This is a genomic window from Streptomyces sp. NPDC031265 (genome assembly GCF_055570295.1).
In genome coordinates this window covers 63,363-76,400 of sequence record NZ_JBVIHM010000003.1, presented here as the reverse complement: position 1 = coordinate 76,400, position 13,038 = coordinate 63,363, and the positions used below count along the sequence as shown (strand labels likewise).

Here is a 13,038-nt window from a genome sequence, read left to right as displayed (position 1 = left end):
GTCAGACCGCCTCTTCCTGACGGGCGGCCGCGAGGCGGACCGCGTCGAGGATCTTCTCGTAACCGGTGCAGCGGCAGAGGTTGCCGGAGAGGGCCTCGCGGATGTCCTGGTCGGACGGGGAGGCGTTGCGCTCCAGGAGCTCGTCGGCGGCGACGAGCAGGCCCGGGGTGCAGAAACCGCACTGGACGGCGCCGGCGTCGATGAACGCCTGCTGGATCGGGGAAAGGGCGCCCGCCTCTGCAGTCCGGCCGTCCGGCGGCTTGGCCTGCCAGCGCTGGGCGGTGTCGACGGAGGTGCCGCAGGAGCCGGCGGCGCAGGCGCCGCCCGGGTGGGCGGCTTCCCGATGCCTGGCGTAGTCGGCCAGGCCCTCGACGGTGACGACCTCGCGGCCCTCGACCTGACCGGCCGCGACCAGACACGAACAGACCGGCACTCCGTCGAGGCGGACCGTGCAGGAGCCGCACTCGCCCTGCTCACAGGCGTTCTTCGAACCCGGAAGACCCATGCGCTCGCGCAGCACGTAGAGAAGGCTCTCGCCCTCCCAGACGTCGTCGGCTTCCTGCTTGCGGCCATTGACCGTGAAATTGACGCGCATGGTTATGCAGCTCCTTCAAGCGAGCGGCCGGTGCCGCGGTACTGCTCCCAGGTCCAGCCGAGCGTGCGGCGGGCCATGATGCCCACGGCGTGCCGGCGGTACTTGGCAGTGCCTCGTACGTCGTCGATCGGGTTGCAGGAGGCGGAGGCGAGCTCCGCGAACTGCTTGGCGATCGAAGGGGTGATGATCTTGCCGCTCTCCCAGAAGCCGCCCTCGTCGAGCGCGGCGTTCAGGAACTCCTCGGCGGCGGTGGCGCGCACCGGGGTCGGGGCGGCCGAGCCGATGCCGGTGCGGACCGTGCGGGTCTCCGGGTGCAGCGCCAGGCCGAAGGCGCAGACCGCGATGACCATCGCGTTGCGGGTGCCGACCTTGGAGTACTGCTGGGGGCCGTCCGCCTTCTTGATGTGGACGGTCTTGATGAGCTCGTCCGGCGCCATCGCGTTGCGCTTCACACCGGTGTAGAACTCGTCGATCGGGATGAGCCGGGACCCGCGCACCGACTCCACCTCGACCTCGGCGCCGGCGGCGAGCAGCGCCGGGTGGGCGTCACCGGCGGGCGAGGCCGTGCCGAGGTTGCCGCCGACGCCGCCGCGGTTGCGGATCTGCGGGGAGGCGACGGTGTGCGAGGCGAGCGCCAGGCCCGGCAGCTCCGCCCGCAGGTTCTCCATGATCTCGGTGTACGACACGGACGCGCCGAGCCGTACGGTCTCCTCGCCGGTCTCCCACGCGCGCAGCAGCTCGATGCGGTTCAGGTCCAGAAGGTACTCGGGCCGGCGGTGGTCGAAGTTGATCTCGACCATCACATCGGTGCCACCCGCAATGGGCACAGCCGTGGGGTGCTCGGCCTTGGCGGCGAGCGCCTCCTCCCAGCTGGCGGGGCGAAGGAAGTCCATGAGTGGCTCTCTTCTTCTCAATCGGGGTCGTTCGCGCGGGTCCCGGAGACGGCCGGCCCTCGGCTATGAAGTCGTTCATGTGCTGTTGACGCTGTGTGGCCCCAGTACACAAGCCTCACTCCGCGGGGTGCAGTCACCGAAACCATGAAGGAGTTGGCTGGTCTCCATCCACGTCTTGTAGATTCGTATGAAAGGCGGTGCTCAGTTACCCCACCGCTTTCCACCGGCAACAACAAGACAGATCGGCGGCGACACGCGATGCGGCTTCGCGCACTTCTGGAGACCGACGCGCTGGGGCTGCGGCTGCTCGGCGGCGAGGACGAGCTGGACCGCACCGTACGCGGTGTGATGACCACTGACCTGCGCGATCCGAGCCGCTATCTCTCCGGCGGCGAGCTGGTCCTCACCGGCCTCGCCTGGCGCCGCGACGCCGACGATTCCGAGCCGTTCGTACGGATCCTGGCCGGAGCCGGGGTGGTCGGCCTGGCGGCCGGCGAGGCCGAGCTGGGCGCGATCCCGGATGACCTGATCCGTGCGTGTACACAGCACCGGCTGCCGCTGTTCGCGGTGAACGAGTCGGTCGCCTTCGCCACCATCACCGAGCACGTGGTGCGCCAGGTCTCCGGCGAGCGGGCCGGGGACCTGGCTGCCGTGGTCGACCGGCACCGGCGCCTGATGACCTCCGGCCCGGCGGGCGGCGGCCCCGAGGTCGTCCTGGACCTGCTCGGCTCCGACCTGGACCTGCGGGCCTGGGTGCTCTCCCCCACCGGCCGGCAGATCGCGGGCGCGGGCGAGCCGCTCCCCGCGGCCGTCGGCGCCACTCTGGCGGGTGAACACCTCGGCGCGACCCGCACCGGCCGCCGGGGCCCGCACCGGGCCGTGGTCCACGGCACCACGTACTCGCTGTTCCCGATCCGCCACAGCGGGCGCGGGGCCGCCCCGGCCGCCCGTGATGTGCGCGAGACGGTCCTGTCGGACTGGCTGCTGGCCGTGGAGGCGGACGCGGCCGACTGGCCCGCCGCCCGGCTCGATCTGCTCCAGGGCGTCACCCAGCTCATCGCCGTGGAGCGCGACCGCCGCGACGCGGCCCGTACGGTACGCCGCCGGCTCGCCCAGGAGGTCCTGGAGCTGGTGCAGACCGGCGCCGCCCCCGCCGAGATCGCGGCCCGGCTGCGGGTCGCCGCCCCCGTGCTGCTGCCCGGCCTCGGCTCGGCGCCGCACTGGCAGGTGATCGTGGCCCGGGTCGACTGGAGCCAGTCGGCGGCCACCGCCGCGGAGGTCGCGGGCGGCCCGGTCGCCCAGGCGCTCCTGGAGGAAATACTGGTCGACCCTGCCGTGTCGGGCCCCGACTCCTCGGACCGGATCGCGGTCGCCCACGCGGGCGACGAGGCGATCGCGCTGGTGCCGCTGCCCTCGGTCGGCGAGGGCCCGGACGCCGGGCTGCACGCGGACGCGCTGCTCGCCGCGGTCCAGGCGCCGCTCTCGGCGGGCCTCGCCGACGACGGGCGCCTGACACTCGGTGTCAGCGCAGCCGTGCACTCGGCGGAGGGGCTGCGCGGCGCCCTGGAGGAGGCCCGGCACGCCCGCCGGGTCGCCGCCGCCCGCCCGGGCCGGGTCTGCGCGGCCGGCCACCACGAGCTGGCCTCGCACGTCCTGCTGCTGCCGTTCGTCCCGGACGACGTGCGCCGCGCCTTCACGGCCCGGCTGCTCGATCCGCTGCGCGACTACGACCAGCGGCACCGGGCCGAGCTCATCCCGACCCTGGAGGCGTTCCTCGACTGCGACGGCTCCTGGACCCGCTGCGCCACGCGACTGCATCTGCACGTCAACACCTTGCGCTACCGGGTCGGCCGGATCGAGCAACTGACGGGTCGTGATCTTTCGCGCCTGGAGGACAAACTGGACTTCTTCCTGGCCCTGCGGATGAGCTGAGGGGGCGCGCGGGCGGCGCGACCAGGCCGGAACACCACCTCGACGCGCCGCAATTCGCCGTTTGTGAAGGAATTCACGCGTGGCCCTTGGCCCGGCGTGCCAATCCGTGCTGAGATTCGCCCACGACTCAACAGCTCGGACTCAACGGCTCAATGGCGCGCTCGGGGAGGGCAACGTGGCGTACTCCGCCATGTCTGATTCCGGAACGACTGCAGAGAACGGGGATCCGCTCCAGACCGCGGTATGGCGGCTGCGCTCACGCGGATGCTGGACGGACGCGGCCGCCCTGCTCGAACCGCACGGCGCCGAGCCCGCCGCGGCGCTCCAGCGGGCCGCGCTGCTCACCGAGCGCTGTCTGTACACCGGGGACGGCTGGGCCGAGGCCGAGGAGGCGCTGCGCGGCGCCGAGGCGGTGGCCGGGGACGACGAGGAGCGCGGCGCGGCCGCGTGCGAGCGCGGCCAGCTCGCGTACGCGTCCACGCTGCTCGGGGTGCGCGACCGCGCCGACGAGGCCCGTTCGGCGCTGGGCCGGGCGGCCGCGCTGATCGCCCCGGCCGCGCGGGGCCGCGCGCTGCTCGACTTCCGCCGGGGCCTGCTCGCCGAGAACGTGGCGGACGCGCCGCAGGCGGCCCGCGCCGCCTACCGCCGCGCCCACGCGGGCGCCACCGCGCACGGCGACACGCTGCTGCTCTCCTTCACCTGGCGCCATCTGGCCGGACTCGCCCTGCGCGACGGGGAGTTGGCGGAGGCACGGCACGGCTTCGCGGAGTCGCTGAGGATCCGCGAGGAGCTGGGCTACCTGGTCGGCACGGCGCCGGCCCTCGCGGCCCTGGCCGAGGCGGAGCCGGAGCCGGAGGCGGCCCGCCTGCGCACGGAGGCCGCGCGGCTCTTCCGGCTGCTGGGCGGGGTGCCGACGTGGCTGGCGAGCCACCTCACCCCGTCCCCGGCGGCTACCTGACGGCGCCGAGTGTTCGCCTGCGGGCCGGTGGGGGTTGATCGCGCGGTTCCCCGCGCCCCGAAAAGGGTGCGTTGTTGTCTGCGGCCTACCTTGGGCTGATCGCGCAGCCCCCCGCGCCCCTTATAGCCGCTGCGCGGCATCCTTGGGGGCGGCCCGAAGGGGCGCATCTCAGGGGCGCGGGGAACTGCGCGATCAGCCCCCACCGGCCCGCACCCGCCACGCAGCGTTACAGCGCAGACCCCGTGAAGTGCTCCCGCACCAAGGACTGAACCACCGTCAAGTCCTGGGCGATCAACGCATCCAGCAAAGCCAAGTGCTCCGCCGCATCCGCGACCAGCTCGCCCTGACGGGCGACCGGCGCAGCCGTCAGCGGCCACTGGGAGCGCCGGTGGAGGTCCTCGGCCACCTGGAGCAGCTGCTGGTTCCCGGCGAGCGCGAGGACCGCGCGGTGGAACGCGCGGTCCGACTCGGCGTAGCCCGCCCGGTCGCCGACCGCCGCCGCCTGGGTGGTCGCCTCGGCGAGCGGCCGTAGCTCGGCCCAGCGGGCGGCGGGCACGGACCGGGCGAGCCTCAGCATCACCGGCACCTCGATCAGGGCGCGCACCTCGGCCAGCTCGGCCAGCTCGCGCGGACCGCGCTCGGTGACCCGGAAGCCCCGGTTCGGGACGACCTCGACGGCGCCCTCGGAGGCCAGCCGCTGCATCGCCTCGCGCACCGGGGTGGCCGAGACGCCGAACCGCTCGCCGAGCACCGGCGCGGAGTACACCTCGCCCGGCACCAGCTCACCGTCGACCAGCGCGGCCCGCAGCGCCTCCAGGATCTGGCCGCGTACGGAATGCCGGCGGACCTGCCGGACCTGGGGCGCGGGCGGCTCACTGTGGGTGTGCTCACCCCGTACGGCCTCCGGCGCCCGGTCCCGTACGACCGTGAAGGGATCATCCTCCACCCGGGCCTGTGCGGGCACACGGGGAGACCCGAACGGCGGCGCCGCCGTCTCGCGTGCTCTGCCCTGCTCCACCCCAGGCCCTCCTACCGCTCGGTATTCCCCCAGCACCATAGGCGGACAAAGCGACAGTTCAAACATCGCACGCATCCGCTAAGGTAAGCCTTACCTGCAAACGATCGTGATTCGGTGGTCCCTGGATGACTGTGTCCACGCTGCTCCCGAGCCCCCTGGCCGCGTCCTACGCGCGCCTCGCCGACGTCTACCCCGGCGTACGGGTCCACGAGCTCGCGGACGGCGAGCAGGTCCCAGGCTCCCCCGGCTGGGTGGGCGCGGACCAGCTCGCCACCGGCGGGGACGCCCTGGACGCCTTCCTCGGCTGGGACGACGAGCAGGTCCTGCGCGACTACGGGCAGCGGGCCCGCCCCGACGTCATCGCCTCCTTCGGCTTCCACCGCTACGCCTGGCCCGCCTGTCTGCTCATCACGGTGCCGTGGTTTCTGCACCGCCGGGTGCCGCGCGTACCCGTCGAGGACGTCTCCTTCCAGCGCACGCTGGGACGGCTGGCCGTGCGGGTGCGGGAGTTCGCGTGCCTGCCCGGGGACCCCGCGGCCGCGCTGCCCGGCGCACGGGTCGTCCCGGACGAGGAGGCGCTGCGCGCCGAGGTCCGCGCGGCCGTCGCCGAACACCTGGGCCCGGTGCTGGACGGCTTCGGACCCCGGATGCGGCGCGGCAGGCGGGCGCTGTGGGGCATGGCGACCGACGAGGTCGTCGAGGGGCTCTGGTACGTGGCGGCGCTGCTCGGCGAGGAGCGGCGGGCGATGGGCGAGCTGGAGCTGCTGCTGCCGGGCTCGACCAAGCCGTACGTCGGCGCCGCCGGCTTCCGTGAGCTGAGCGGTCCGGCGGGCGAGCCGCTGCCGACCCGCGACCGGGCCAGCTGCTGCCTCTTCTACACCCTGCGCCCCGAGGACACCTGTGTCACCTGTCCGCGTACCCACGACGCCGACCGGGTGGCCAAGCTGAGTGCCGCGTCCTGAATCCACGCCACTCGTCCGGGTGAGCCGGATTCGAACCCAACTCGGTTCAGTGCCACGCCAGTTCGAGCACATCGCACCTATTTGTATGCCACTGACCGCCAATGGCGGTCTCTTGCCCCGAAAACGCCTGCGGCTCCGTGCGGCAGGAGCACTATGGCGCCCGGAACGCCTTACGTGATTCAAGGGACACCGCATGCGACTGACCGACATATCTCTGGACTGGCTGCTTCCGGGCTGCGTGATGATCGTGGGGGTCGTCGTGGCGTTGGTCGTCCTCACGCGCGGCAAGCGCTCCGGTGACAGCGCTTCCGGCGACGACACCTGGGAACGCAGCGAGGAACGCCGCCGCCGGAAGGAAGCCATCTACGGCACCGCCTCCTATGTGCTGCTGTTCTGCTGCGCGGCCGTCGCCGCCGCGCTCTCCTTCCACGGTCTGGTCGGCTTCGGCCGGCAGAACCTCGGCCTCACGGACGGCTGGGAGTACCTCGTCCCGTTCGGCCTCGACGGCGCCGCCATGTTCTGCTCGGTGCTCGCCGTGCGCGAGGCCAGCCACGGCGACGCGGCGCTCGGCTCACGTCTGCTGGTGTGGACGTTCGCGGGCGCGGCCGCCTGGTTCAACTGGGTGCACGCGCCGCGCGGCATGGCCCACGCGGGCGCCCCGCAGTTCTTCGCCGGGATGTCGCTCTCGGCGGCGGTGCTCTTCGACCGCGCGCTGAAGCAGACCCGCGTGGCGGCGCTGCGCGAACAGGGCCTGGTGCCCCGTCCGCTGCCGCAGATCCGGATCGTACGGTGGCTGCGGGCCCCCCGGGAGACGTTCGGCGCCTGGTCGCTGATGCTCCTGGAGGGGGTGCGGACGCTGGACGAGGCGGTCGAGGAGGTACGCGAGGACCGGCGCGCCAAGGAGCAGAACCGGCTGCGCCGGCGCGAGCAGGAGAAGCTGGAGCGGGCGCATCTGAAGGCGCTCAGCCGCCAGGGCCGGAACCTGGGCCGGGGGCGGCCCGGCGGCCGCCAGGCCGACGTCCAGTCCATGGCGCCGAGTACGGGCTCCGGGCAGCCGAAAGCTGTCGCGGAGCCCGCCATAGCAGAGCCGGGACCACTGCCTCTTCGCAACCGGCTCGCCCTTCAGGCCGTCACGGACGCTGAGTCCCTGACGGCGTCCAGGACCGTCGACCTCACGGCCGAGGACGACACCCAGACGCTGCCGCGCCTGGACCACCTGGAGCGCAAACTCAAGGATCTGGAGCAGCAGTTCGGCTGAGTGCGGACGGCGTCAGAGGCTCTGCGCCGTCCCGCTGCCGAGCTCGAACCAGACGACCTTGCCCGCCTCGTGCGCGCGCATGCCCCAGGCGTCCGCGAGCACCTGCACCAGCAGGAGCCCCCGGCCGTGTGTACCGTCGTCGGCGGACGGTACGTACGGTCCGGGCAGCATCGGGGTGAAGTCGTGCACCTCGACGCGGAGTCCGGCCGGAGTGAGCGTGGCCGTCACCACCGCCCCCTGGTCCGTGTGTATGAGCGCGTTGGTCACCAGCTCGCAGGTGAGCAGCTCGGCCACGTCGGCCTGCCCCCGGTGCTTCCAGTGCCCCAGCAACTCCCGCAGCGCGCGCCGCACTTCCGGAACCGCCGTGAGGTCCGACCGCCCCACCCTGCGCCGCAGCTGCCCATGGAGCACCGCACGCGCTCCCGTTCCGCGGAACGCCCCGGTCGTCTCCGGCCCGCCCCCTCCCTGACGCTCAGTCATAACCCCCACCCGCACGTCGTCACGTCCCTTTCCGTCTCGAACACCCTCACGGGATGCATGCCCCACAGCCCCCCCGTCACGCATGGTGATTCCTCAACGACCGACGGAATTCGCGGCGGGAGCGGTTCCACGGCTCGCGGACCGGCTGCGGGGCGATCGCGGGCGAGGGGGGGGCACTCCATGGCAGCGCCCCTTACCCACACGTGAGTCACAGGGTGGAGCGGGCCACCGGCCCTGGATTCTCGCGGGCGCAGCCGGACGCGCCCGCGGTCGCGCCCGCCTTCCGACCACCGGGCCGGGAGACGCGCTGACCATGGAGGATCACCCCATCGCCAGACAACCGGGTGGACATCTGCCCTACGGTTCTCTGAACCGCCTTACGGGCGAGGCACGTTGCGCAGGTTGGAACGGGCCATCTGGAGCATCCGGCCGACCCCGCCGTCCAGCACGATCTTGCTCGCGGAGAGCGCGAAGCCGGTCACCATCTCGGCGCTGATCTTCGGCGGGATGGAGAGCGCGTTGGGGTCGGTGACCACATCGACCAGGGCGGGCCCCTTGTGCTTGAACGCGTCCTTGAGGGCGCCCGCGAGCTGCTTGGGCTTCTCGACGCGCACACCGTACGCACCGGCCGCGCGGGCGATCGCCGCGAAGTCGGGGTTGAGGTTGCTCGTCCCGTACGACGGCAGCCCGGCCACCAGCATCTCCAGCTCCACCATGCCGAGCGAGGAGTTGTCGAAGAGGACGATCTTCACCGGCAGGTCGTACTGGACCAGGGTCAGGAAGTCGCCCATCAGCATGGAGAACCCGCCGTCGCCGGACATGGAGATCACCTGGCGGCGCCGGTCGGTGAACTGGGCGCCGATCGCCTGCGGAAGCGCGTTCGCCATCGAGCCGTGGCTGAACGAGCCGATGATCCGGCGCCTGCCGTTGGGCGAGATGTACCGGGCGGCCCAGACGTTGCACATACCGGTGTCGACGGTGAACACCGCGTCGTCGTCGGCGAGTTCGTCGAGTACGGAGGCCACGTACTCGGGGTGGATCGGCACGTGCTTCTCGACCTTGCGGGTGTACGCCCTGACGACGCCCTCCAGCGCGTCGGCGTGCTTCTTCAGCATCTTGTCGAGGAAGCGGCGGTCGGTCTTGGCCTTCACGCGCGGGGTCAGACAGCGCAGGGTCTCCTTGGCATCGCCCCACACGGCCAGATCGAGCTGGGAGCGCCGCCCGAGGTGCTCGGGGCGGACGTCGATCTGCACGATCTTGACGTCGTCGGGCAAGAAGGCGTTGTACGGGAAGTCGGTGCCGATGAGGATCAGCAGATCGCACTCGTGGGTGGCCTCGTAGGCGGCGCCGTAGCCGAGCAGCCCGCTCATGCCGACGTCGTACGGGTTGTCGTACTGGATCCACTCCTTGCCGCGCAGCGCGTGCCCCACCGGCGCCTTGACCCGCTCGGCGAACTCCATCACCTCGGCGTGGGCGCCCGCGGTGCCGCTGCCGCAGAAGAGGGTGACGCGTTTGGCCTCGTCCACCAGACGGGCGAGCTTCTCGATCTCCGCGTCGCCCGGGCGCACCGACGGCAGCGCGGTGACCAGCGCGTGCTCGACGGCCTTGTCCGGGGCAGGCTCGGAGGCCACGTCGCCGGGGAGCGCGACCACGCTGACGCCGCCCCGGCCGATCGCGTGCTGGATGGCCGTCTGGAGCAGCCGGGGCATCTGCTTCGGGCTGGAGATGAGCTCGCAGTAGTGCGAGCACTCGCGGAAGAGCTGGTCGGGGTGGGTCTCCTGGAAGTAGCCCAGGCCGATCTCGGACGAGGGGATGTGGGAGGCGAGGGCGAGGACGGGGGCCATCGAGCGGTGGGCGTCGTAGAGGCCGTTGATCAGATGGAGGTTGCCCGGGCCGCAGGATCCGGCGCACGCCGCGAGGGTGCCGGTGAGCTGGGCCTCGGCGCCGGCCGCGAAGGCGGCGACCTCCTCGTGGCGGACCTGGATCCAGTCGATGGCCGGGGTGCGGCGGATGGCGTCGACGACGGGGTTGAGGCTGTCGCCGACGACGCCGTACATCCGCCGCACCCCGGCGCGGGCGAGGATGTCCACGAACTGCTCCGCCACGTTCTGTTTGGCCATGGCTCCCATTCATCCACGGGCCGCCGCGTCACGCCTCCCAGACGGCGATCGCCGTACGGTCGTCGGCGTACCCCTTCACCCTCAGCTGGGCGTCCGCGAGGAACGCGGCGAGCCCGGGCGGCTCGCCCCCGGCCCACCGCTCGGCCAGCTCCTTCGCCAGCGCGGGCTCGCCCCGCAGCGGCTCGGCGAGCCCGCCGCTGCACAGCAGCAGGGTGTCGCCCGGGCGGGCGACCGAGGCACGGAAGCGGAACGGTTCGGCGGGCGGGGGCGGCGGGTCGATGTACGGGCGGGCGGGCTCCACGGTCTGCAGGTCCATGGTGAGCCGGTCGCCCTCCCGGGTCTCGGAGGGCGGCGAGCCGAACCCGACGACGGGCTCGCCGCTGACCTCGCCCGGCTCGGGCGGGGCGGGCTCGATGTCCTGCCAGACGCCCGCGCGCAGCCGGAACAGGCCGCCGGGCCCGACCCCGAAGAAGACCCGGGTGCGGCAGCCGGGGTCGGTGGAGAGCAGCAGACAGCGCAGGCCCGCCGTGTACTCCTCGGGCTCCGCGCCCAGCTCGGCGGCGCGGGCGCGCAGTCTGCCGTAGCTGCGGTCGGTGAGCCGGTGCAGCCCGGACTTGAGGTCGCCCCGGCGCCCGGCCCTGATGTCGTCGGCGAGCCGGGCGTGGCTGCGCCCGATGGCGCCGCCGATCCAGCGGCACGCGTCGGCGGCGGCGAGGTGCGCGCCCTCGAAGGCCCGCATACCGCTGGCGACGGCCACCAGGACCAGCGCGTTCTCGCCGTTCCCGAACCGGGCGGTGAGCAGGGCGTCACGCCGGGGCTCGCCCCGGTAGCGGGCCGAGTCGCCGCGTACGGAGGCGGCGCGCAGCACGTACGCCCCGTACCGGGCGCCGTCGAGGACCGTGTCCGCGACGAGTTCGTCCAGGCTGTCGGGCCGTGCGTTCGGCAGCGCGGTGGGCTCGGCGTCGTAGGTGGGCGGCCGGTCCCCCACATGGCCGACATGGGGCCGGGGTGAGGGGGGCGGCGGCGGTTCGGGGGCCGTCCCGGGCGGGGCGGCGACGGAGGCGGGTGGATCGGGCGGGCCCGGTGGCGGCTGGGCGGGCCGGGGCTCCGGCGGCCCGGCCGCGGTCCGGGCTGCGGGCGGCTGCGCCGGCGGCGCGGGAACGGCTGGTTCGTACCCGGGCGGCGGCGGGGCCGGCGGCGCAAGGGAGTCGGCGGGCTCCCACCACCCGGACGTGCGGCCGGAGCCGGGTGGCGCCGTGGTGCCGCGCGGCTGCCAGGGCGCCCGGGGCGGGATCCCGGCGGGGGCGGGCGGCCGCACCGCACCCGGCATCTCCTCGGGTTCGAGCGGCACGTCCATGGGATCACCCCGTACGTCCACGGGCTCGGCCCGTGCATCGACGGGCCCGGCCGTGCCCTCAGGATCGATTCGGTCCTGCGGCGCCGACTGCTCCGGCACGCGCGGCGCGCGGCGCGGAGGCCGCGGCCCGGACCTGGAGTCCGGCACGGGCGGACTCACCGCCTCCGCAACGGACTCGAAGCGGTCGTCGAGGGTGTCGCCCGCTGCTGCGGGCGAGTTGTCCGGGGCGGGCTCGTCGTACAGGCGAGCCCACCAGTCGTCGTCCGAGGTGCGCCTCTCCCCCTGCTGACTCATGCCCTTATTGTCCACCGCAAGGGCCGTACGAAAACGGTGCAACGGGTAAAAGTGGTCAGCACACAGATCCGCACCCCGTACGCGGACGCGAGCGGACGTGCCTCCGCCGGGCGGCCCTTCCCCCCCCCCACGAGAGGGCCGCCCGGCGAGCTGCCGGTGACTGACCGGTCTTGTCGAAGTCCGGTGCGCCACAGCCCCGTAAGGGGCGCGGGGAACTGCGCGACCAGCCACGGACGGCCCGCAGCCGAACCACCGCACTTCCAGCGGAGCGCTCAGCGCACGTCGTACGCGCGCGTCACGGTCTGGGTGACGGAACTGCCGCGGGCGTCCGTCAGTTCGGCCTTCAGGGCGACCTGCTTGCCGACCGCGCCCGCGTGGTCGACCAGGGCGGACCAGGAGTCGCCCCGGTGGGTGACGGCGGCCTCGGTCCAGGTGGCGCCGTCGTCGTACGAGTACGACAGGCGGGCCGAGGTGAGGGCCGCCGGGATGTACCCCGCGTGGCCCGCCACGGAGAGGCCGATCCGCTGCCCGTTCGCCGCCGGGAGGGTCTTGAGGCCGTCCTCCGGCAGGGAGTAGCGCGGGAAGAGGATGCCGAGGCCCTGCGAGTAGGCGTTCTCGTCGAGCTTCGAGCGGAACTTCCACACCGTCTGGACGCTCGTGGACCGCTGCCGGACCTTCGCCGGGCCGCCGATCTTCTCGATGCGCTGCTCCAGCTCGTACGCGCTGTCCCGGGCCGGGACTTCGAAGACCCCGGACGGCCGGCCGCTCTCACCGACCACCTCGACGTCGCGGCGCAGGACCAGGCCGCCGATGTCACCGAACGAGCCGGGCTGTGCGTAGTGCCCGCCGTCGCCCCACATCGCGGCTGCGAAGCCGATCAGGTTGCCCTGCCGTTCGGCGGTGAGGACCTCCTTGCCCTCGGTGTCGCGCGGGGCGACCGGGGCGACGACCCCGTCCGTGACGGTGACCGGCCGCCCCTGCTGCCGGGCGGCGGCCTCGCCGCCGGTGATCCGTCTCTTCGCGGTCGCGGCGGCCGGTGGTGCGGCCACGCACGGCGAGAGGGCGGTGACGGCGAGGACGGCGGCGTTCGCCACCCCCGGAGCCGTGCGCGATATCGGACGCATCGCTCTCCCCAGGCGAATCCGGAACAAAAAACTCCGCGCGCAAAGCG

The 13,038-nt window shown here is 73.2% G+C and carries 11 protein-coding genes; 4 read left to right on the top strand and 7 right to left on the bottom strand.

Annotated elements, in window-relative coordinates:
* Position 1: 1 nt before the first annotated feature.
* The gene (locus ACZ499_RS06740) at positions 2-595 is read right to left on the bottom strand and encodes a (2Fe-2S)-binding protein (RefSeq protein WP_468672998.1); all 594 of its coding nucleotides are present in this window, start codon (positions 593-595) and stop codon (positions 2-4) included.
* A 2-nt stretch (positions 596-597) separates the two neighbouring features.
* On the bottom strand, positions 598-1,488 hold the full coding sequence (locus ACZ499_RS06735) for an FAD binding domain-containing protein (RefSeq protein WP_385539428.1): 891 nt from the start codon (positions 1,486-1,488) through the stop codon (positions 598-600).
* Positions 1,489-1,746: 258 nt separating this feature from the next.
* Here ACZ499_RS06735 and ACZ499_RS06730 point away from each other — a divergent pair, with 258 nt between their 5' ends.
* On the top strand, positions 1,747-3,420 hold the full coding sequence (locus tag ACZ499_RS06730; RefSeq protein WP_468672996.1) for a PucR family transcriptional regulator: 1,674 nt from the start codon (positions 1,747-1,749) through the stop codon (positions 3,418-3,420).
* 190 nt (positions 3,421-3,610) lie between these two features.
* A complete protein-coding gene (locus ACZ499_RS06725; RefSeq protein WP_468672994.1) occupies positions 3,611-4,378 on the top strand; it encodes a hypothetical protein in 768 nt (255 codons plus the stop codon).
* Between the two features lie 226 nt (positions 4,379-4,604).
* Here ACZ499_RS06725 and ACZ499_RS06720 read toward each other — a convergent pair whose 3' ends face one another.
* Complete coding sequence (locus ACZ499_RS06720; protein WP_468672992.1) at positions 4,605-5,396, bottom strand: GntR family transcriptional regulator; 792 nt, start codon at positions 5,394-5,396, stop codon at positions 4,605-4,607.
* 125 nt (positions 5,397-5,521) lie between these two features.
* On the opposite strand from ACZ499_RS06720, the gene ACZ499_RS06715 reads away from it, so the two are divergent.
* Together ACZ499_RS06715 and ACZ499_RS06710 are read left to right on the top strand one after the other, a co-directional pair.
* Positions 5,522-6,358: a (2Fe-2S)-binding protein gene (locus ACZ499_RS06715; RefSeq protein ID WP_468672990.1), complete on the top strand. Its 837-nt coding sequence runs from the start codon at positions 5,522-5,524 to the stop codon at positions 6,356-6,358.
* Positions 6,359-6,551: 193 nt separating this feature from the next.
* The gene (locus ACZ499_RS06710) at positions 6,552-7,616 is read left to right on the top strand and encodes a DUF2637 domain-containing protein (protein WP_468672988.1); all 1,065 of its coding nucleotides are present in this window, start codon (positions 6,552-6,554) and stop codon (positions 7,614-7,616) included.
* Between the two features lie 12 nt (positions 7,617-7,628).
* On the opposite strand, the gene ACZ499_RS06705 is transcribed toward ACZ499_RS06710, so the two are convergent.
* The 4 genes from ACZ499_RS06705 to ACZ499_RS06690 form a co-directional block, all read right to left on the bottom strand.
* A complete protein-coding gene (locus tag ACZ499_RS06705; protein WP_468672986.1) occupies positions 7,629-8,096 on the bottom strand; it encodes an ATP-binding protein in 468 nt (155 codons plus the stop codon).
* A gap of 377 nt (positions 8,097-8,473) precedes the next feature.
* Entirely contained in the window at positions 8,474-10,216 is a 1,743-nt protein-coding gene (locus ACZ499_RS06700) for a pyruvate dehydrogenase (protein WP_468672984.1), read from the bottom strand.
* A gap of 28 nt (positions 10,217-10,244) precedes the next feature.
* Positions 10,245-11,867: a protein phosphatase 2C domain-containing protein gene (locus tag ACZ499_RS06695; protein WP_468672981.1), complete on the bottom strand. Its 1,623-nt coding sequence runs from the start codon at positions 11,865-11,867 to the stop codon at positions 10,245-10,247.
* 272 nt (positions 11,868-12,139) lie between these two features.
* Positions 12,140-12,991, bottom strand: a complete 852-nt coding sequence (locus ACZ499_RS06690; RefSeq protein ID WP_468672979.1) for a hypothetical protein — start codon at positions 12,989-12,991, stop codon at positions 12,140-12,142.
* Positions 12,992-13,038: the final 47 nt, after the last annotated feature.